The sequence below is a fragment of the Agrobacterium sp. 16-172Ci genome, from assembly GCF_053522725.1.
In genome coordinates this window covers 69017-88380 of the sequence record NZ_JBNWBW010000015.1, presented here as the reverse complement: position 1 = coordinate 88380, position 19364 = coordinate 69017, and the positions used below count along the sequence as shown (strand labels likewise).

Here is a 19364-nt window from a genome sequence, read left to right as displayed (position 1 = left end):
CAACTCTAAAAATTTCCCGGCGCGCCGGACAATATACATATTTCGAAATACCGCCATCATCGGTTCGCGGGCGGATAAGCGCAAGCTCATAAATTCGCCTTGTGAAAGCTTGGTGAACGGACGATGGGGCATTTAGAGGCATGTCGATTGCCTGCGGACCCACCCCGCTAACGCCAGGCGGCGGGCGAGGTTCCACGCGTGACAGGCACGGCAGGCCGCGAAGCGGATGGTGAGCGGGAATTAATCGATTGAATCGGCCGCAAATTTCATCACGCTTAAATTTGCTGCACTGAACAACATTCAAGGCTTGGCAGGCGCGCGAAAAATACAATAACAACGGCGGATATTTTTACACTGTTATCGACACGAAAGCACGCTCAGCCCATGTCCGACACGACCAAACCCGCCAGCACCAGAACATCGGTTACGGATCAGGAAGCCCTGGATTTCCATGCGGAAGGCCGGCCGGGCAAACTGGAAATCACCCCGACCAAACCGATGGCGACGCAGCGGGACCTGTCGCTCGCCTATTCGCCGGGCGTGGCCGTGCCGGTGAAAGCCATCGCCGAAAATCCGGCGACCGCTTACGACTATACCACGCGCGGCAACATGGTTGCGGTCATCTCCAACGGCACCGCCATCCTCGGCCTCGGCAATCTCGGCGCGCTCGCCTCCAAGCCGGTCATGGAAGGCAAGTCGGTCCTTTTCAAGCGCTTCGCCGATGTCGATTCCATCGATCTTGAGGTCGATACCGAAGACGCCGATGAGTTCATCAATTGCGTGCGTTATCTCGGCCCCTCCTTTGGCGGCATCAATCTGGAAGACATCAAGGCGCCGGAATGTTTCATCATCGAAAGCCGCCTGCGCGAGCTGATGGACATTCCCGTTTTCCATGACGATCAGCATGGCACCGCCATCATCGCCGCCGCTGGCCTCATCAACGCCATCGAACTGACGGGCCGCGACTTCAAGACAACGAAGCTCGTCTGCAACGGCGCGGGTGCGGCGGCAATCGCCTGCATGGACCTTATCAAGGCCATGGGGTTCAACCCTGAAAACATTACGCTCTGCGATACCAAGGGCGTGATCTATCAGGGCCGCACCGAAGGCATGAACCAGTGGAAATCCGCCCACGCGGTGAAAACCAACAACCGCACGCTGGCGGAAGCCATGAAGGGCGCTGATGTGGTATTCGGCCTCTCCCAGAAGGGCGCGTTCAGCGAAGAGATGATCCTTTCCATGGCGCCGAAGCCGATCATCTTCGCCATGGCCAATCCGGACCCGGAAATCACCCCCGAGGAAGTATCGCGCATCCGCGACGACGCCATCATGGCGACCGGGCGTTCGGATTACCCGAACCAGGTCAACAACGTCCTCGGCTTCCCCTATATCTTCCGCGGCGCGCTCGATGTCCGCGCCAGCCAGATCAATGACGCGATGAAGATCGCGGCGGCACAGGCGCTGGCCGATCTTGCTCGCGAGGATGTTCCTGATGATGTGGCCGCCGCCTATCAGGGCAACCGCCCGCGCTTCGGATCGCAATATATCATTCCGGTTCCCTTCGATCCGCGCCTGATCTCGGCCATTCCGGTGGCCGTGGCCAAAGCCGCCATCGAAACCGGCGTCGCCCGCCGCGAATTGCCCGATCTCGACGCCTATGCCCGCGAGCTTTCCGCCCGCCGCGACCCGATGGCCTCCACCACGCAGCGCCTTTACGAGCGGGTGCGCCGCTCGCCGAAGCGGGTCGTTTTTGCGGAAGCCGAAGAAGAACAGGTCATGCGCGCGGCGATTTCGTTCACCGCGCAGGGCCTCGGCACCGCCATCCTGCTCGGCCGTGACGATATCATCAAGGCCAATGCGGAACGCGCGGGCATCGATCTCGACCGCGCCAATATCGAGATTACCAACGCGCGCCTTTCCAGCCGCGTCGATGCCTATGTCGATTATCTCTATGCGCGTTTGCAGCGCGGCGGTTTCCTGCTGCGCGACGTGCAGCGTCTGGTCCACAACGACCGCAACCATTTCGCCGCCTGCATGGTGGCGATGGGCGATGCGGACGCCGTGGTGACCGGCGTTACCCGTAACTATTCAACGGCGCTGGAGGATATCCGCCGCTGCATCAACACCAAGCCTGGCCATCGCGTCATCGGCGTTTCGCTGGTCGTCTCGCGCAACCGCACCGTCTTCGTTGCCGATACCGCCGTGCATGATATGCCGAATGCGGAAGACCTTGCCGATATCGCCGAAGAAGCAGCCGGCCTCGCCCGCCGTTTCGGTTACGAGCCGCGCGTTGCCATGCTCGCCTATTCCACCTTCGGCCAGCCGACCGGCGAACGCTCCGACAAGGTGCGCGAGGCGGTGAAAATTCTCGACAGGCGCAACGTCAATTTCGAGGTCGACGGCGAAATGTCGGCCGATGTGGCGCTGAACCATCACCGCATGCAGAGCCAGTATCCCTTCGCCCGGCTTTCCGGCCCGGCCAATGTGTTGGTCATGCCCGCCATCCATTCCGCCTCCATCTCCACCAAGATGCTGCAGGAACTGGGCGGCGCAACCGTCATCGGCCCGCTTCTTGTCGGTCTCGACAAATCGGTACAGATCACCTCGATGGGCGCGAAGGACAGCGACATCGTCAACATGGCGGCAATCGCGGCCTATAATGCCGGACGATAAGAACAGGGCGTGCGGCTTTTTTCTTCTCCCCGCCGGGGAGAAGATGCCCCAAAGGGGCAGATGAGGGGGCACGCTCTCCGCATATCGCTGGCCTCGCCCCCTCATCCCGCTGCCGCGACCTTCTCCCCGACGGGGAGAAGAGACGAGCCGGATGCGCTCGCTCCGCACATGGCCATCCGGTCCTCAGCGACATCCGGACTACTCTCCCGCTCCTGACAAACCGGCACATAGCAAGGGAGGAAAAGAACAAGATTCTACAATTCAAAATTATTAGGATAATTTTTCCCTCCAAAAGATTTATTGGAACCGGATTTTATTCATACTATTTTTCACGCAATGCCAATTCTCGCTCTTGGCGGGTGCCTCATGTAGTTTCCACCTACAATCAAAAGGAAATATCCATGGCCCTCTCTTTCTCCAGATTTGCCGCAAAACTCATTGCCGGAACCGTTGTCATCGCTTCGATGGCCACTGCCGCTCACGCGGATGCAACGCTCGACCGGATTAAGGGTCGCGGCAAGCTCACTGTCGGCGTTATCCTTTCCGGCGCGCCTTTCGGCTTTATCGATCCGAAGACGCAGGAGCAGAAGGGTCTCAACATCGACGTCGCCAAGGCGCTGGCCGCCGGCCTCGGTGTCGAGCTGGTCACCGAAACCGTGACCCCGCCCAACCGCGTGCAGTTCCTGCAGCAGGGCAAGGTCGATATTCTGATCGCCAACATGCAGTACACGGAAGAGCGCGCCAAAACGCTCGATTACGTACCGACCCCCTATGACCGCCAGGGCGGCGCCGCCATCGGCCGCAAGGACAGTGGCATCAAGGACTGGCCGGACCTGAAGGGCAAGATCGCCTGCGTTTCGCAAGGCTCCAACTACACCCAGCCGCTGATCGAGCAATATGGCGCGCAGGTAAAGGCGCTGCCAAGCCAGCCGGAATCGCTGCTGGCGCTCAAGGGCGGCAATTGCGACGTCTCCGTTCACGTCAACGGCACGCTCAGCCTGATGCTTCAGGACCGCGCCGATGAGTGGAAGGATTACGGCATCCTTATCCCCACCGACCTGATCCCGTCTGATTCCGTGATCTGGCTGCGCAAGGGCGAAAGCGACACGCAGGCCGCTCTCGACAAGATCGTCAAGGAACTGCACGCCTCCGGCAAGATGCTCGAATTCGCCAAGGCCAACCGTCTGCCGAGCATCGGCTATATGGAAGAGCAGCAGAAGAAGCTTTCTGCCGCCCAATAAGGACAGGTGCAGGACTTTTCCGTTATCTGCACGTCCCCATCGCAGGTGATGACGGCGGCAAAAGGGTGGAGTGATTTCCCCTGACCATCAGGAACGGCCGGTTTCGCCTGCCGTTCTTTTCTGCTTTATAACAAGGCAGGCCATTCTGGCGCCGCCCGCCGGGCGGCACCCGCAATAACAGCATGGATTTCCGATGCAGGATGGATTTACAGCGCGCTTCATAGAACTGACCGCGCATCTCGGCCTCAACTATGACTTTCTGAACAGCGGTTACGAGGTTCAGATCTGGCTCGACGGCATGAAGATGACGTTGATCCTCGTCGCCGTCACTTTGCCGCTCAGCCTCGTCTTCGGCTTCATTTTCGCGGCCATGCTGACATCGGGCAAGGTCTGGCTTGCCGGCCCCGTGCGCGCCTATGTGGAACTGACGCGCAACACGCCGACGCTGGTGCAGCTGATGTGCGGTTTCCTCGTGCTCAACATGCTGATTTCTAACGCTCTCGGCGGCGCGCAGAACAATCCGCTGACACCCTTTTTCTGGGTCGTCGCCATCACCGGCCTGCACATTGCCGCTTTCCATGCGGAAGCGTTGCGCGGCGGTATCGAGGCGGTGCCGGCGACCACCATCGAGGCGGCGCGTGCGATCGGTTTCAGTTCCTTCGAGATTTTGCGTTATGTGGAGTTTCCGCTGGCCATCCGCACGGCGCTGCCCTCCATCATCAACAACCTCGTCAATCTGGTGAAGCTCACCACGGTCGGCTCGGCAATTGCGGTGGGTGAAATCACCTATGCCTCGATCCTGATCTGGACGCAGCGCGACAATGTGGTCGAGCTGATGATCGTCATCCTGATCTTCTTCAGCGTCATCAATTTTATCGTCGCAAGGGCCGGTCTCTGGCTTGAGCGGCGTCTTGCGGTTCCGGGGTTCGGTCAATGAGTGCGGTGGTCTCTCCAACACAGGCGGTGAGGAAGCCACCTTTCGGCACCATTCTGCTGCTCGGCGTGTTGATTGCCGTCATTCTGTGGCTGATCCTCGACCCGTCCCTCGGTCAGGTGCTGCTGCAATGGCTGCCCTATCTGGCCAAGGGTTTTGCAATGAACGTGCTGATCAGCATCCTTGCGATCGCCATCGGCACCTTCATCGGCGTCCTCCTCGGCATCATGGAGCTTGCGCCCTACCGCCTCGTGCGCGCGCCGGCGCTCACCTATGTCCAGATATTCCGCAACGCCCCGCATCTGGTGCTGATCTTTGCCGCGACCTACATCTTCCCCTTCGAGATCGTCGCTTTTGGCAACTACATTCCCTTCCCGGACTGGATCAAGGCCGTCGTCGGTCTCGCCATTCCGGCCAGCGCCCATATCGCCGAAATCACCCGTGGCGCCATCCAGTCCATTCCGACGGCGCAATGGGAAGCGGCGCAGGGGCTGGGTTTTTCGCGCAACCAGACACTGCGCTGGATCATCCTGCCGCAATGCGTGAAGCGTTCGCTGCCGCCATGGATGAACCTTTATGCGTCGATCACCATGGGTACGGCGCTCGCCTCACTGGTCGGCGTGCATGAGTTGCTGCATGCCGCAACAGACGCAAGCACCGCCGTGCAGCGCAACGATTTCACCGTCGTGGTCTACCTCACCGTTCTGATGGCGTTCTTCCTGTTCTGCTATCCCGTATCCCGTTTCACGCAGCGCCTCGAGCGGCGCTTCGCTTCCCGCTGATTGGAACAAGCCATGTCCGCACCCGCACCACAAACCGCCGCAAAAGCACTGGTTGAACTGGAAGGCATACACCTGTCCTTCGGTGACAATCAGGTCCTGAAGGGCATCGACCTCACCGTGAACAAGGGCGACGCCGTCTCCATCATCGGCCCTTCCGGCTCCGGCAAGTCCACCATCCTGCGCTGCATCAACGGCCTGCTCATTCCGCAATCGGGCAAGATCACCGTCGGCGGCACGCGAGTGGACCTGCTGAAGACCGAGGCTGAGCGCATCGCGCTGCGCAAGCGCATCGGCATCGTGTTCCAGCAGTTCAACCTCTTTCCGCATCTGACGGTGATGGAAAACATCACCATCGCACCAATCAAGATTCTGGGTACGCCGAAAGCTGAAGCCGAGCGCCATGCCCGCGAATTGCTGGAGAAAGTGCGCCTTTCCCAGAAGGTCGATGCCTATCCCGGCCAGCTTTCCGGCGGCCAGCAGCAGCGCGTGGCGATTGCCCGCGCACTTGCCATGCGGCCGGAACTGGTGTTGTTCGATGAGGTCACATCCGCACTCGACCCGGAAACCGTGGGCGAAGTGCTCGCCGTCATCCGCGATCTCGTCAATGATGGCATGACCAGCATTCTCGTCACGCACGAAATGCGTTTTGCCGAAGAAATCAGCGACAATATCGTCTTCACCGAAAATGGCCTGATCGTCGATCAGGGCACGCCCGAGCACATCTTCTACAAGTCGACAAATCCGCGCATCAACGCCTTCGTCAAGGGTCTTGGCGGACAGGTGGCACGGGTGAATGACGGCGAAGGGATCTGATGCCATGACCGCAGACGAAAAGCTCACCCTTCATCTTGCAGAAGCGATTGCCGCCTCCGATCCCCTGCGTGATGAGGATGCGGTGGCCATCGCCCGCACGGCGCTGATCGATTTTTTCGCCTGCGTGCTGGGCGGCGCTGCCGACAGAAGCACGAAAATCCTGATCGACAGCTTTACACCCGGAACGTCAGGCACGGCGGGCATTATCGGCCACGATCTGCGCACGGATACCTTCACCGCCGCCCTCATCAACGGCCACGCCGGGCATGTGCTTGACTATGACGATGTGCACGGCAGCGTGCGCGGCCACCCGACTGTCGCCATCATTCCCGCTTTGCTGGCTGTCGCGGTCGAAGAGGGCTCCACGGCCGATGCCTTCATCGCCGCCTATATCGTCGGGCTGGAAACCATGGCGCGTCTCGGCCTCTCGCTCGGCACCAGGCATTACGAAAACGGCTTCCACGCCACCGCCACGCTCGGCCCCATCGGTGCCGCGGCAGCGATTGCCCATCTCCTGAAATTCGATCCGCAGACAACGGCCGTTGCGCTCGGCCTTGCCGCCACGCAATCGGCCGGGCTTCGCCTGCAATTCGGGTTTGATGCCAAGCCACTGCATGCCGGGCTCGCCACGCGTGCCGGCCTTACCGCCGCGCGGCTGGCGCGAACCGGCTTTCAGGGCGCTCCAGATTTTCTGGAAAAACCCATCGGTTTTTATTCCGCCTTCGCCTTTGGCGCCGAGCAGCCGAAACGTGTTCTCTCCGGCTGGGGCGCACCCTGGCAGATCGTCTCGCCCGGCCTCACCCTCAAGGCCTTTCCCTGCTGCACCGCCAGCCATCCCGTTGCCGTCGGCGCGCTGGCGCTGCGCAACAGCAATAATCTGACGCCGGACGAGATAGAGACGGTCACCATCACCTTCCCGCCGGGCGGCGATGCCGCTCTCGTCGGACCGGCCACGCCCACGACCGGCATCGATGCGCGCTTCAGCGCCGAATATGTCTTTGCCGCAGCGCTGACGGATGGAGCGCTCGGCATCGGCCATTTCGACGAACGCCCGACGCGCGACGATCTGCTTGCCCTTTCCGCCAAAGTCTCACGCCGGCATGACGAGACCGCCCGCCGCCTCTCGCCCGATCCGACCACCCGGTTCGTGGTCATCGACGTGACGAGGAAGGACGGCACGGTGCTGTCGCGCCGTGTCGACGGCCTTCCTGGCATCGATGACCCGACCGAAAAATTTGCCGACGCGACCGGCGGCAATGAGAAATTCGCCGGCATTCCGGCACTGGTGCGGTCCATGAAAACCGCAGCTGACCTCAGAAAGCTCGAAACGCTTCTGGTATCGCAAATATAACTCGACCGACATGAAGGCATGATCACCATGACCACCACGACACGCAAAAGACAGATGCATCTCGGCCTTTTCCTGCAGGGCGCGGGGCACCACGTTTCCGGCTGGCGTCACCCCGATGCCGAAGCCGGCAGTGAAAATTTCGATCTGCTCACCCGTGTTACGAAAATGGCCGAAGCGGCGAAGTTCGACATGGTATTCTTGGCCGACGGCTTGACCAGCGGTGTCGACGCCCATCCCTCGATGATCGCGCGTTTCGAGCCGCTGACCCTGCTTGCTGCGCTGGCCATGGTCACCGACAAGATCGGACTGGCGGCCACCGCCTCCACCACCTATGGCGAGCCCTACCACACCGCCCGCGCCTTCGCTTCCATCGATCATCTGAGCCACGGCCGTGCGGCGTGGAACATCGTCACCACCTCTTATGCCCGCACGGCGGCGAATTTTTCCAAGGACCATCCCGAGCATGACGAGCGTTATGCGGTGGCGGAAGAATATGTGAATGTCGTTCGCGGCCTGTGGGACAGCTGGGATGACGACGCCTTCGTCAAGGACAAGCAGGCGGGCCGCTACGTCGATCCGGAAAAGGTCCATATACTCAACCACGAGGGCAAATATTTCACGGTCAGGGGACCGCTCAATATTCCGCGCTCTCCGCAGGGCCACCCGGTTCTCATCCAGGCCGGCTCTTCCGGGCCGGGGCAGGATCTCGCCGCCCGCACCGCCGATATCGTCTTCACCGCCCAGCAGGCGATTTCCGAAGCGCAGGCCTTCTATACGAGCCTTAAAGCCCGCGTGGAAAAATTCGGCCGCGATCCGGCGAGCGTCGCCGTGATGCCCGGCTTCATGCCGATCATCGGCAGGAGCTTTGAAGAGGCTGGCGAAAAACTGAAGGAACTGAACCGCTGGACCGATATCAAGAGCGCAATGCCGCTGCTTGAAGAACGCATCGGCCATAGCCTCACTGATTACGATCTCGACGGTCCGCTGCCGGACCTGCCGATTTCCGACCAGCTGCGCAGCCGCGCCGAACTTCTGACCGAACTGGCGCGCCGCGAAAAGTTGACGATCCGGGAGCTGGCGCTGCGCGTCGCCGCCGGCCGCGGCCACCATATCGTCATGGGCACGGCCAAGGATGTGGCGGACCGAATGCAGGAATGGTTCGAAAACGGTGCGGCCGACGGTTTCAACGTCATGCCGCCCTTCTTCCCCGGCGGGCTGGAGGAATTCAACCGCGAGGTCGTTCCCCTGCTGCAGGAGCGCGGCCTGTTCCGCAAGGACTACGAAGGCTCGACGCTGCGCGACCACCTCGGTATCGAACGACCGGCGCTGCGGTGAAAAAGCAATGCGGATGCCGTTCAAAGGCATCCGCATCCACGGAATCTCATTCTCAAGCTGAAGCGGGCCTGAGCCCGCTCCTTACGCGGCCGCTCTTGCCGACGTCTGGTCGCGCCGGGCCGTATTCGGAGCATCCGGGCGGGTGGACGATCCGTCTTCCCGCTGCACCGTACGGCGGTTCAGCTTGAACAGGCTGACAAGCTGCGCCAGCGCATCCGCGCTCTGCGCCAGCGTCGTGCTGATCACCGTGGTACGGGCGCTCATCGCCGCATTCTCCTGCGTCATCCGGTCCAGCCGGCTGACCGCCTTGTTGATCTCGCTGATGCCGACGGCCTGCTCGTCCGCCGCCTTGGCGATCATGTCGACATTGCCGTCAATGTGCCTGACCAGCGCGTCGATCTGCTTCAGCGCTTCGCCGGTTTCGCCCACCAGCCTGACGCCTTCCAGAACCTCGGTGCCGGAATTGTTGATCAGCGCCTTGATTTCCTTCGCGGCATTGGCGGAACGCTGCGCCAGCTCGCGCACTTCCTGCGCCACGACAGCAAAACCCTTGCCCGCGTCACCCGCACGCGCAGCTTCCACGCCGGCATTCAGCGCCAGCAGGTTCGTCTGGAAGGCGATTTCGTCAATCACACCGATGATCTGGCTGATTTCCCGCGAAGCCGTCTCGATACGCTGCATGGCATCGACCGTCCGCTCCACGACCTCGGTGGAAGCCACGGTAGATGTCCGCGCGCTCTGAACGAGCTTGCGCGTCTCTTGCATATTTTCTGTCGAGGAACGGACCGTCGCGGTGATTTCTTCGATTGCTGCCGAAGTCTCCTCGAGCGCCACGGCCTGCTCACGCGAACGTTCGGCAAGATTGACGGAGGCTTCGCTGACTTCCTGGCTGCTGCGGGTCAGGTCTCCGGTCTGGCCGAGAACGTTTTCCAGCGTCTTCTGGAATTCAGCGATGGATTTATTGAAATCGTGGCGCAGCCGTTCGAACTCGCCGACGAAGGGTTTGTCCAGCGTAATACGGATATTGCATTGAGAAAGCCGCTCGAGCGCAGCACCAAGTTCCTCGACCGCATGCATCCGGTCCGTCACATCGAAAGCGAATTTCACTACCTTGAAGACGCGGCCCCGATCATCGATGATCGGATTATAGGAGGCCTGAATGAAGACGCGTTTGCCATCCTTGCCAAGGCGCATGAACTGCCCCGTCGAGAAGTGGCCCTTTCCGAGTTTCTTCCAGAAATCCCGATAGTCCTGCGACTGGGCATAGGCAGGCTCGCAGAACATCGAATGATGTTTCCCGATGATGTCTTCCGCCGTGTAACCGAGCGTCGCGAGGAAATTTTCGTTGGCGCTGAGGATTTTCCCTTCGGGCGTAAATTCGATTATGGCCTGCGCGTGGGAGAGCGCCGCCAGTTTCCCGTCATCCTCAGCGCTCTTGCGCTTGATCGAGGTGATGTCGGTTGCAATCTTGACCACCTTGTAGGGCTTGCCGAAACGGAACACGGGATTGTAGGAAGCTTCGATCCAGATTTCGTCGCCATTCCGGGCCCGACGTCGATACTGACCCTGATCGTATTCGCCACGCGACAGCCTCGCCCAGAAGCTCTTGTATTCAGGCGAGGCCGCATCTTCGGGAGACAGGAACATGCTGTGGGTACGCCCAACGATTTCAGACTGCTGATAGCCGACGGCCTTGCAGAAATTATCGTTCGCTTTCAAAATCTTGCCGGTCAGATCGAACTCGATGATGGCCTGTGAGCGGCTAAGCGCATCAAGCACCGCAGAAGCGTCAAGACCAAGTTTAGAAAAGTAAGACATCTTTTTGAAACCCCCAAACAGTAATCCATATGCAGACCCGCTCCACCCTCGAAATATAGAGATGAAAAACGGTCGGCCCGCCTGCACGCGAAACTAGCCGGACACTGTTAAATAGCGATTAATAATGAAATATAACTATTGATCCGGAACATCAATCGACCGCGAATATGCTTCATCGCGAATATATTCGCCTTGTTTATTTCGGACCGCTTATTTGCCACAGTGCTGATATTTCTGCGCCGGCAATACGATACGGCCTTTCATCGGGGCGGCATTCATTGTTATGCGGGGTTGAAAGATTTGTGTTGCAGGAGCGCCGATGACCAAAACCCTGAAATGCGATGTGCTGGTGATCGGCACCGGCATTATCGGTTCCATGGCGACGCTTTATCTGCAGAATGCCGGACGCGAGGTGGTGCTGCTGGAGCGCGGCGAGGTTGCCCGGGGCGCGAGTTCCGGCAATGCCGGCATTCTGGCCTTCCCTGAAATCATCCCCATTCCCGCTCCCGGCATCATGAAAAAAGCGCCGCGCTGGCTGTTCGATCCGCTCGGCCCGCTCAGCGTGTCGCCCGCCTATGCGGCGAAGATCGCACCCTGGCTGTGGCGTTTCTGGCGCGCGAGCGCCGAGCGCAACTTTCGCCATGGGCTGAAGTCACTCACGGACATCAACCGCCTGGCTGCCGTGGAAATGGCTCATGTCGCGGCGATGCCGGAACTTTCACATCTCGTTTCGAAAACCGGCACGCTCGATCTTTATGACAGCGAGGCAAGTCTCAATGCTGCCCGCAGGGACTGGGACGAAAAGGAAAACGCCGGTTTCACCTTTCAGCACGTCGGCCGCCCCGAAATCGAGGAACTGCAGCCGGGTCTCGCGCCCCAGTTCCGCCATGCCATGTTTTCGCCGGATGGCCTGCAGGTCTCCGACCCTTACGATTTCACCCGCGCCATTTTCGATCTGGTAATGGCCCGCGGCGCCAGCCTGCGCAAAGGCGAGGCCGAACGCATCGATGCCGTGGGCGAAAGTACGATCGTGACGCTGGAAAATGGCGACAAGATCGATGCCGACAAAGTGGTGATCGCCTGCGGCGCCTGGTCGAGAAAACTTGCCGCGACGCTCGGCAACGTCGTGCCGCTGGAAACCGAACGTGGTTATAACACCACGCTTTCCCCCGAGGCTTTCAACCTGACGCGCCAGCTTTATTTCAACGATCACGGCTTCGTCGTCACTCCGCTATCGACGGGCATCCGCATTGGCGGCGCGGTCGAACTCGGCGGGCTGGAATTGAAGCCGAATTTCCGCCGTGCGGAAGCCATGCTGAAGAAAGCAGGACGTTTCCTGCCCGGCCTCAAACTGGAAGGCGGGAAACAATGGATGGGGTTCCGCCCGTCCATGCCGGACTGTCTTCCCGTCATCGGCACGGCACGCGCCACGCCCTCCGTCATCTATGCCTTCGGCCATGGCCATCTGGGGCTGACACAATCGGCAGCAACCGCCCGTCTGGTGACGCAACTGGCCAGCGGAGAGGAGACGGAAATCTCGGTCGATCCTTTCCGGCCGGGACGTTTTTCCTGAGTTCGGGAAGAAGGACCTATTTCACCGGCTGCATGGAACCGTCCGGAAACACCACCTCGGCGAAGGACGGATAGACCTTGCGCAGGATCGTGACCTGCTGCTGGTCGCTCACCCGCAGCAAATACCAGTCCGCACCGTCCATCAGCGCCAGCGTGTGGGATTTCGCCTCTATCGTCTGGCCGCCGGTTTCCATCACCGTCCTGGTCGGAATGAGCGCATAAGGCGTTCCATCGGACGTTTGCGCAAGGCTGATCGCCTGCGTATCCATGGTGAACTCGGTTATCTTGACCGCCGCGAGCGCCATCTGCATCTGTGCGGTCAAGGCGCCACGCAATTGCTCCGCGGTAATACCCGCTTCGCCTGCGATGAATTCAAAGATTTTCGGCGGCACCGTCTTGCCGACGACATCGAAATCCTGCGTGCTCAAAGCCGTCTGAAATCGCTCTATCTGTGTGCGAAGACTATCCTGCTCGGCAGGTGAGAGATCGCGTGACAAAGCGGGATGCGCAATCGCCACCAGCAGAAACAGACAATATAACAGACGATTCATGGCTTGGCCTTTCCGGTTATCCGGCATCGCCCGGTCCCCGGAACGGGAACCGCTCATGAACGGGATCGTTCAGCGCAGCAAAAAGAAACCCGCAGCCGACAGTACGACGAAGACGACCAGGCCACCAAGGAAGCCGGCGGTGGTGAAGAAACCCGCGACCATGGCCAGCATCAGCACGCACAGCATCATGGTGCCGTACTTCGTCAAGGCCAGAAAACCGTTATAGGTCTTTTCGTGCTCGGCGTAGTTCATCTCGGCGCCGACTTCGACAGGACCCGTGTGGTGTTCGCTCATTCCGCTTCCCCTTGTGCTCCATCCGTCATGCCCGTCACACGGTAAATCTGCCCGTGGACGATCACGGGCCAATGCCGGATTCTCCGTAACCAGAGGTAACATGAAGTCGCCGAAAAGCGCAATGCGTTCTCAGCGAAAGAGCGGCAATGGCATGCACCGTGACAGCGCAACCGGGCAAAACATGTCATTGGGCAACATTCTTTCGCAAACGGTTGAAAACGGCTGTCCGCCAAGCTGTTTCATGGTGGTTTTGGTTGCTTTTCGAACCGCCTGACCATACACGGGATTCTGTGGGGAGGAACTCTGGAGCCTGTGGCAGCGGAAGCACGTGGAGGCGTGGCCGCAGCAGGGGCACCGGGCTTTGCTCTCCGCCATAAACCCGCAAAGGGCCCGAAAAGGGAAGAGGGGAAAGTTATGAAATCGCTTTTAAAACTAAGCGCGCTGATAGACCTTGCAAGCGAAGCTCTGGGCAAGGTTGCCGGTTATCTCGTGCTCATCTGCTGCCTCGTCAGCGCCGGCAATGCCATGGTCCGTTATGCCTTCAATTACAGTTCGAACGGCTGGCTGGAAATCCAGTGGTACATGTTCGCTTTCATCGTGCTGATCGGCGCATCCTACACGCTGCGCATGAATGAACATGTGCGAGTGGACATCATTTATGGCGCGATTTCACCGCGCAGCCGCATCTGGGTGGACATTATCGGCATCGTGCTGTTCCTGCTTCCCGGCTGCTTTTACCTCGCCTGGCTTTCCTGGCCCATGTTCACGCTATCCTGGCATCAGAGCGAAATGTCCTCCAATGCCGGCGGCCTCATCCGCTGGCCGGTGAAATTCATCATCTTCGCGGGTTTCGCACTTCTGGTTCTTCAGGGTTTTTCCGAACTCATCAAGCGCATAGGCGCCCTCAACGGGCTTTATGCGCTCGATACGAAGTACGAAAAACCCCTGCAATGATCGCACCGATCTGAACCTTCAGGATATTTCCCATGTTCGAATATGGTATTCTTCCGCCACTGATGTTCCTCGGCATGATCATCTTCATGCTTTACGGATTTCCGGTTGCTTTCTCGCTCGCCACCGTCGGTCTCGTTTTCGGTGTCATCGGCATCTTCACGGAGCATTTTTCGCCGGCCTTTCTTCAGGCCCTGCCGCTGCGCATCTTCGGCATCGTCTCGAACGACCTTCTGCTGGCCATCCCCTTCTTCACCTTCATGGGCGCGATCCTCGAGCGATGCGGGCTTGCAGAGGATCTGCTTGAAGGAACGGGCAAGCTGTTCGGCGCCATTCCCGGCGGTCTCGCCTATGCCGTCATCATCGTCGGCGCGATCCTTGGTGCGATTACCGGCACGGTTGCCGCCTCGGTCATCACCATGGGCGTCATCTCACTGCCGATCATGCTGAAATATGGTTACAACCCGCGACTTGCCACCGGCGTCATCGCCGCATCGGGAACGATCACGCAGGTCATCCCGCCTTCGCTGGTGCTGATCGTGCTTGCCGACCAGCTCGGCAAATCCGTTGGCGACATGTACCTGGGCGCCATCGGCCCCTCGATCCTGCAGGTCGCCATCTTCATGCTCTTCATCCTGTTCATGTCGGTCGTGCGGCCGAAGGACCTGCCGGCGCTGCCGCCGGAAGCGCGGGGAGAACTCAACCGGGCGCTGGTGTTCCGCGTGCTGGCGGGCATGATCCCGTCCATCGTGCTGATCTTCCTCGTGCTGGGCACCATCTTCCTCGGCCTCGCAACGCCCACCGAAGCCGGTGCGCTCGGGGTCGTGGGCGCCATGGCGCTGGCCGCCGCGCACCGCCGCCTCACCTGGGACCTCATCAAGCAGGGCATGCATTCCACCATGCATATCACCTCCATGGTGGTGTTCATTCTGGTCGGCGCCACCTGCTTCTCCCTCGTCTTTCAGGGCATGGACGGTTCGCTCTGGATCGAGCATATGCTGTCGGGCATTCCGGGCGGCCCCATCGGCTTCCTGATCTTCGTCAACATCTTCATCTTCTTCCTCGCCTTCTTCCTCGATTTCTTCGAAATCGCCTTCATCGTCATTCCGATGCTGGCGCCGATCGCCCAGTCGCTCGGTATCGACCTCATCTGGTTCGGCGTTCTGATCTGCATCAACATGCAGACGAGCTTCATGCATCCGCCCTTCGGATTTGCGCTGTTCTACCTGCGCTCCATCGCGCCGCGCACGGTCAAGACATCGGATATCTACATGGGCGCGATTCCCTGGCTCGGCATGCAGCTCATCCTCGTCGCCATCGTGATCTTCTGGCCGGAATCCGTCACCTACTGGCTGGACAAGGCGCCCGAGGTCGATCTGAATTCCATAAAGATCGAAGTGCCCGCCTTCGGCAATCAGGGTGGCAACACCATGCCCAATTTCAGCCAGCCAGGTGGATTGCCAGGCATGCCGAATCTTGGCGAGCCCCCGAAGATCGGGCCCTGATCGGCGTCTTGTAAGGGCTAGGCGAAACGCTTATGATTGTGGAGTGGAAGACGGGAGTGCGCACCCGTCTTCCGTTTGCTTATCTGCTTAGAAAATTGAACCGGACGGAGACAGACCAGCTAGCCCCGGAGCCTGCTGCTTTTGCCCACAACGGAATTGATCGTAAATCATCCTTTGTTGTCGGATGCGTGAAGGTATGCGCGAACAACAAAAACCCCGGAGACCGAAATCCCCAGGGCCTTTGCTCGGTCCGCCGTCACCGAATAATCAGAGCTTGCCGTTACGCTGCTGGATCATCATGAAAGTATCGAACGTGTATTCCGCAAGCTGCATCCACAGATAACCTTCGCGCTTGAAGGCGACCTGATCTTCGTAGATCTTCTTGAAGTCCGGATTGGAGGCCGAAATATTGGCATAGACCTCCAGCGCAGCCTTGTAACAAGCCTCGAGGATTTCCTGGCTGAACGGCCTGAGCACCGCACCTTCAGAGACGAGCTGCTTGATGGCGATCGGGTTTTTCGCGTCGTATTTCGCCATCATGCTGGTGTTGGCGAAGGCACAGGCGTCCTGCAGCGCCGTCTGATAGTTTTTCGGCAGGCTGTTCCACTTCTCCAGATTGACGAAGGAATGGATGACCGGGCCACCTTCCCAGAAGGCGGGATAATAATAATATTTCGCCACCTTCTGGAAGCCGAGCTTGTGGTCGTCATAGGGACCGACCCATTCCGCCGCGTCGATGGTGCCTTTTTCCAGCGCCGGATAGATATCGCCGCCGGCGATCTGCTGCGGCACCACGCCGAGCTTTTCCACCACCTTGCCGGCGAGACCCGCAATGCGCATCTTCACGCCCTTGAAATCGTCGACGGTATTGATTTCCTTTCGGAACCAGCCGCCCATCTGCGCGCCGGTATTGCCAGAAATCATGCCGTAGAGATTGTGCTTGGCGTAAAACTCGTTGAGCAGCTTGTTGCCGTTGCCTTCATAGAACCATGAATTCGTGAGGCGAGCATTGAGGCCGAAAGGTATTGCCGTGCCGATGGCGAAGGTCGGGTCCTTGCCGACGTAATAATAGGAGCAGGTGTGGCACATTTCCACCGTGCCGGATGATACGGCATCGGCTGCCTGCAGGCCGGGCACAATTTCACCGGCGGCAAAGGGCTGGATGGTGAAATTGCCGTCGGTTGCGGCGGCGACATGCTTGGCAATATCTTCCGCGCCGCCATAGATCGTGTCGAGCGATTTCGGAAACGACGACGTCAGGCGCCAGTTGATCTTGGTATTTTGCTGTGCAATGGCGGGCGCGGCCAGCGCTGCCGTAGCAGCTCCCGCAAGCGCACCTTTTTTCATAAAGGAACGGCGATCCATCTATATCCTCCCAGATATGAACGCTGCCCGCAGCTTTGAATTCCCCTCGTTGCTGTTCAGGCATCGCAGCAAAGTAAGCACGGTTACGGCCCGGCTGACAAGCACCCGCACCAAGAATTAATCGCGGAAAAACCGGCCTTTCGGGGAATTTTCGGAAACTCTGCTTCGTATTTTATTTCCAACTGAAATATCCCGGCATCGCCTTATACTTTAGGCGCATAAAGGGTCCTCATAACGCAAAACGCGTGCTTGACTTGGTCAGCCGGCAGTCGCACAAATTTCGAAGATTCGTCCCGGAGCCACCATGCCAAAACCCATTATTGCCGTTCCCGCCGACATCCGGCATTTCACCGGAGCCGACTGGCACGCCGCGCAGAACCAGTATGTTTCCGCCGCGCTGAAGGTGGCTGGTGTCATGTCCTTCATTGTCCCGGCCTTCGAGGACGGAAACGAGGTCGACGCTATTCTCGACCGGGTGGATGGCCTGCTCGTGTCCGGCTCCGCCACCAATGTGCATCCTTCCCTTTACGGAAAAGAGGCGCAGGAAAGCGACGGCCCGTTCGATCAGGCCCGCGACGCCACCAGCCTGCCGCTCATCCGCCGCGCCATCGAACGTGGCATCCCGATGCTGGCCATCTGCCGCGGCATTCAGGAGCTGAACGTCGCGCTGGGCGGTACACTTGCGTCCGAAATTCAGGAGCAGCCTGGCATATGGGACCACCGCAAGCCGGAACATGACGACCGCGACGTGGCCTTCGCCATCCGCCAGCCGGTGCATGTGCGCGAAGGCTCCTGCATCGCACAGCATCTTGGCATGTCGGGCGAAATCCAGATCAATTCGCTGCACCGGCAGGCAATCGCCGAGACCGCTCCACGCCTGCAGGTGGAGGCGACGGCGGCGGACGGCACCATCGAGGCAGTTTCAGTCATCGACGCCAAGGGATTTGCTGTCGGCGTGCAATGGCATCCGGAATATTGGGCTGAGACGGACGCGCCCTCCCGGGCACTGTTCGAGGCCTTCGGCAAGGCCGTCCACGACTATCGGAACAGCAAGGCATGAACCTTAGCTAATCCCCCCGGCTCATAAGAACACAAAAAAGGGGCAAGCCTGAAGGCCTGCCCCAAGTCTGGGAGGAGGATTTAGCGCTTTGCGCGTTTCTTCTGTCGGTAGACGTCGGCAACGACCGCGGCCACGATGATCAGGCCCTTGACGATTTCCTGATAATAGGCGTCCACCCGGAGGAAGGTGAAGCCCGACGTCATGACACCGAGGATGATGGTGCCGATCACCGTTCCGGTGATGCGGCCGGCACCGCCGGCGAGCGATGTGCCGCCGATAACGGCTGCGGCGATGGCGTCGAGTTCATACATCACGCCCATGCCGGCCTGCGCCGTCTGGGCGCGGGCGGCGGTGACGACACCGGCGAGACCGGCGAGCAGACCAGCAATGGCATAGACCTTGATCAGATGCGCCTCGATATTGATACCGGACACGCGTGCCGCCTGCTGGTTGGCGCCGATGGCATAGGTGAACTTGCCGTAGCGGGTGTAACGCAGCGCCACGTGGAAGATGACGGCGACGACGAGGAACACCACGACGGGCCAGATGCCCGTGCCGATGAAGTTGAAACCGTCCGTCAGACCGGAGATCGGCTGACCCTTCGTATACCACTTGGAAAGACCACGCGCCGTCACCATCATGCCAAGCGTTGCGATGAAGGGCGGAATTTTGGTGCGGGCGATGAGTTGCCCGTTTATGAAGCCCGCAAGGGCGCCAGCCAATATGCCGACGGCGAGCGGTATGAAGAAGGGCAGATCGGTCAACCCCGGATAAAGCGCCCGCGGCCATGTGGACGATTGCGCCACGCTGGCGGACAGCATCGCCGTCAGGCCGACGACGGAACCGGAAGAGAGATCGATACCCCCGGTGATAATGACCTGCGTGACACCGACCGCGATGATGCCGATCACCGAGACCTGCAGGATCATGATCGTCAGGCGCTGCTGGTTCATCAGGAAGCTCTGGCCGATGAAAATCCAGCCGAGAATTTCATAAACCAGCGCGATGCCGATCAGCACGAAAAAGATATTGGCCTCCGGCGGGATGCGCCGGTGCGGCTTGCGTCCGGATTTTGCGTCCAACTCTGTGTTGGCGGCGGCGTTCGTATTCATAGTCATT

At 59.7% G+C, this 19364-nt stretch carries 16 protein-coding genes; 11 read left to right on the top strand and 5 right to left on the bottom strand.

Features of this window, described 5'->3' with window-relative positions:
- Window positions 1-384: 384 nt before the first annotated feature.
- The 7 genes from ACQZ40_RS14885 (at window position 385) to ACQZ40_RS14855 (ending at window position 9129) form a co-directional block, all read left to right on the top strand.
- Complete coding sequence (locus ACQZ40_RS14885) at window positions 385-2673, top strand: NADP-dependent malic enzyme (RefSeq protein ID WP_433823719.1); 2289 nt, start codon at window positions 385-387, stop codon at window positions 2671-2673.
- 401 nt (window positions 2674-3074) lie between these two features.
- Entirely contained in the window at window positions 3075-3914 is an 840-nt protein-coding gene (locus tag ACQZ40_RS14880) for a transporter substrate-binding domain-containing protein (RefSeq protein WP_271045726.1), read from the top strand.
- Window positions 3915-4107: 193 nt separating this feature from the next.
- Complete coding sequence (locus ACQZ40_RS14875) at window positions 4108-4851, top strand: amino acid ABC transporter permease (protein WP_065657277.1); 744 nt, start codon at window positions 4108-4110, stop codon at window positions 4849-4851.
- The gene (locus ACQZ40_RS14870) at window positions 4848-5630 is read left to right on the top strand and encodes an amino acid ABC transporter permease (RefSeq protein ID WP_125145747.1); all 783 of its coding nucleotides are present in this window, start codon (window positions 4848-4850) and stop codon (window positions 5628-5630) included. The genes ACQZ40_RS14875 and ACQZ40_RS14870 overlap by 4 nt, the downstream gene beginning before the upstream one ends.
- A 12-nt stretch (window positions 5631-5642) precedes the next feature.
- Window positions 5643-6443: an amino acid ABC transporter ATP-binding protein gene (locus tag ACQZ40_RS14865; protein WP_078052519.1), complete on the top strand. Its 801-nt coding sequence runs from the start codon at window positions 5643-5645 to the stop codon at window positions 6441-6443.
- A 4-nt stretch (window positions 6444-6447) separates the two neighbouring features.
- A complete protein-coding gene (locus ACQZ40_RS14860) occupies window positions 6448-7794 on the top strand; it encodes an MmgE/PrpD family protein (protein WP_271045725.1) in 1347 nt (448 codons plus the stop codon).
- An 18-nt stretch (window positions 7795-7812) separates the two neighbouring features.
- Window positions 7813-9129, top strand: coding sequence for an LLM class flavin-dependent oxidoreductase (locus ACQZ40_RS14855; RefSeq protein WP_271045724.1), 1317 nt, complete (start codon window positions 7813-7815; stop codon window positions 9127-9129).
- Window positions 9130-9210: 81 nt separating this feature from the next.
- Here the strand turns inward: ACQZ40_RS14855 and ACQZ40_RS14850 are convergent, their stop codons facing one another.
- Window positions 9211-10947 (bottom strand): methyl-accepting chemotaxis protein, encoded by a 1737-nt coding sequence (locus tag ACQZ40_RS14850; protein ID WP_448748241.1) that lies wholly within the window; start codon window positions 10945-10947, stop codon window positions 9211-9213.
- A 319-nt stretch (window positions 10948-11266) separates the two neighbouring features.
- Between ACQZ40_RS14850 and ACQZ40_RS14845 the strand changes: the two genes are divergently transcribed.
- The gene (locus ACQZ40_RS14845) at window positions 11267-12520 is read left to right on the top strand and encodes an NAD(P)/FAD-dependent oxidoreductase (RefSeq protein WP_448748240.1); all 1254 of its coding nucleotides are present in this window, start codon (window positions 11267-11269) and stop codon (window positions 12518-12520) included.
- A gap of 16 nt (window positions 12521-12536) precedes the next feature.
- On the opposite strand, the gene ACQZ40_RS14840 is transcribed toward ACQZ40_RS14845, so the two are convergent.
- Together ACQZ40_RS14840 and ACQZ40_RS14835 are read right to left on the bottom strand one after the other, a co-directional pair.
- On the bottom strand, window positions 12537-13070 hold the full coding sequence (locus ACQZ40_RS14840; protein WP_443407765.1) for a hypothetical protein: 534 nt from the start codon (window positions 13068-13070) through the stop codon (window positions 12537-12539).
- A gap of 69 nt (window positions 13071-13139) precedes the next feature.
- Window positions 13140-13364 (bottom strand): aa3-type cytochrome c oxidase subunit IV, encoded by a 225-nt coding sequence (locus ACQZ40_RS14835; protein ID WP_003524572.1) that lies wholly within the window; start codon window positions 13362-13364, stop codon window positions 13140-13142.
- A 414-nt stretch (window positions 13365-13778) separates the two neighbouring features.
- Here ACQZ40_RS14835 and ACQZ40_RS14830 point away from each other — a divergent pair, with 414 nt between their 5' ends.
- Together ACQZ40_RS14830 and ACQZ40_RS14825 are read left to right on the top strand one after the other, a co-directional pair.
- On the top strand, window positions 13779-14318 hold the full coding sequence (locus ACQZ40_RS14830; RefSeq protein ID WP_065657269.1) for a TRAP transporter small permease subunit: 540 nt from the start codon (window positions 13779-13781) through the stop codon (window positions 14316-14318).
- 32 nt (window positions 14319-14350) lie between these two features.
- Window positions 14351-15820 carry a TRAP transporter large permease gene (locus ACQZ40_RS14825; RefSeq protein ID WP_078052517.1) on the top strand — a complete coding sequence of 490 codons (1470 nt, stop codon included), beginning with the start codon at window positions 14351-14353 and terminating at the stop codon, window positions 15818-15820.
- A gap of 267 nt (window positions 15821-16087) precedes the next feature.
- Here the strand turns inward: ACQZ40_RS14825 and ACQZ40_RS14820 are convergent, their stop codons facing one another.
- Window positions 16088-17185: a TRAP transporter substrate-binding protein gene (locus ACQZ40_RS14820; protein ID WP_003524575.1), complete on the bottom strand. Its 1098-nt coding sequence runs from the start codon at window positions 17183-17185 to the stop codon at window positions 16088-16090.
- A gap of 304 nt (window positions 17186-17489) precedes the next feature.
- Here ACQZ40_RS14820 and ACQZ40_RS14815 point away from each other — a divergent pair, with 304 nt between their 5' ends.
- Entirely contained in the window at window positions 17490-18245 is a 756-nt protein-coding gene (locus ACQZ40_RS14815; RefSeq protein WP_003524581.1) for a gamma-glutamyl-gamma-aminobutyrate hydrolase family protein, read from the top strand.
- Between the two features lie 80 nt (window positions 18246-18325).
- Here the strand turns inward: ACQZ40_RS14815 and ACQZ40_RS14810 are convergent, their stop codons facing one another.
- Window positions 18326-19357, bottom strand: coding sequence for an ABC transporter permease (locus ACQZ40_RS14810; RefSeq protein WP_003524582.1), 1032 nt, complete (start codon window positions 19355-19357; stop codon window positions 18326-18328).
- Between the last annotated feature and the right edge of the window lie 7 nt (window positions 19358-19364).

Coding starts and splice junctions, on each gene's coding strand:
- ACQZ40_RS14830 (WP_065657269.1), top strand. CDS start 13,779: ATGAAATCGCTTTTAAAACTAAGCGCGCTGATAGACCTTGCAAGCGAA.
- ACQZ40_RS14810 (WP_003524582.1), bottom strand. CDS start 19,357: ATGAATACGAACGCCGCCGCCAACACAGAGTTGGACGCAAAATCCGGA.
- ACQZ40_RS14815 (WP_003524581.1), top strand. CDS start 17,490: ATGCCAAAACCCATTATTGCCGTTCCCGCCGACATCCGGCATTTCACC.
- ACQZ40_RS14860 (WP_271045725.1), top strand. CDS start 6,448: ATGACCGCAGACGAAAAGCTCACCCTTCATCTTGCAGAAGCGATTGCC.
- ACQZ40_RS14835 (WP_003524572.1), bottom strand. CDS start 13,364: ATGAGCGAACACCACACGGGTCCTGTCGAAGTCGGCGCCGAGATGAAC.
- ACQZ40_RS14820 (WP_003524575.1), bottom strand. CDS start 17,185: ATGGATCGCCGTTCCTTTATGAAAAAAGGTGCGCTTGCGGGAGCTGCT.
- ACQZ40_RS14825 (WP_078052517.1), top strand. CDS start 14,351: ATGTTCGAATATGGTATTCTTCCGCCACTGATGTTCCTCGGCATGATC.
- ACQZ40_RS14850 (WP_448748241.1), bottom strand. CDS start 10,947: ATGTCTTACTTTTCTAAACTTGGTCTTGACGCTTCTGCGGTGCTTGAT.
- ACQZ40_RS14880 (WP_271045726.1), top strand. CDS start 3,075: ATGGCCCTCTCTTTCTCCAGATTTGCCGCAAAACTCATTGCCGGAACC.
- ACQZ40_RS14875 (WP_065657277.1), top strand. CDS start 4,108: ATGCAGGATGGATTTACAGCGCGCTTCATAGAACTGACCGCGCATCTC.
- ACQZ40_RS14870 (WP_125145747.1), top strand. CDS start 4,848: ATGAGTGCGGTGGTCTCTCCAACACAGGCGGTGAGGAAGCCACCTTTC.
- ACQZ40_RS14840 (WP_443407765.1), bottom strand. CDS start 13,070: ATGAATCGTCTGTTATATTGTCTGTTTCTGCTGGTGGCGATTGCGCAT.
- ACQZ40_RS14845 (WP_448748240.1), top strand. CDS start 11,267: ATGACCAAAACCCTGAAATGCGATGTGCTGGTGATCGGCACCGGCATT.
- ACQZ40_RS14885 (WP_433823719.1), top strand. CDS start 385: ATGTCCGACACGACCAAACCCGCCAGCACCAGAACATCGGTTACGGAT.
- ACQZ40_RS14855 (WP_271045724.1), top strand. CDS start 7,813: ATGATCACCATGACCACCACGACACGCAAAAGACAGATGCATCTCGGC.
- ACQZ40_RS14865 (WP_078052519.1), top strand. CDS start 5,643: ATGTCCGCACCCGCACCACAAACCGCCGCAAAAGCACTGGTTGAACTG.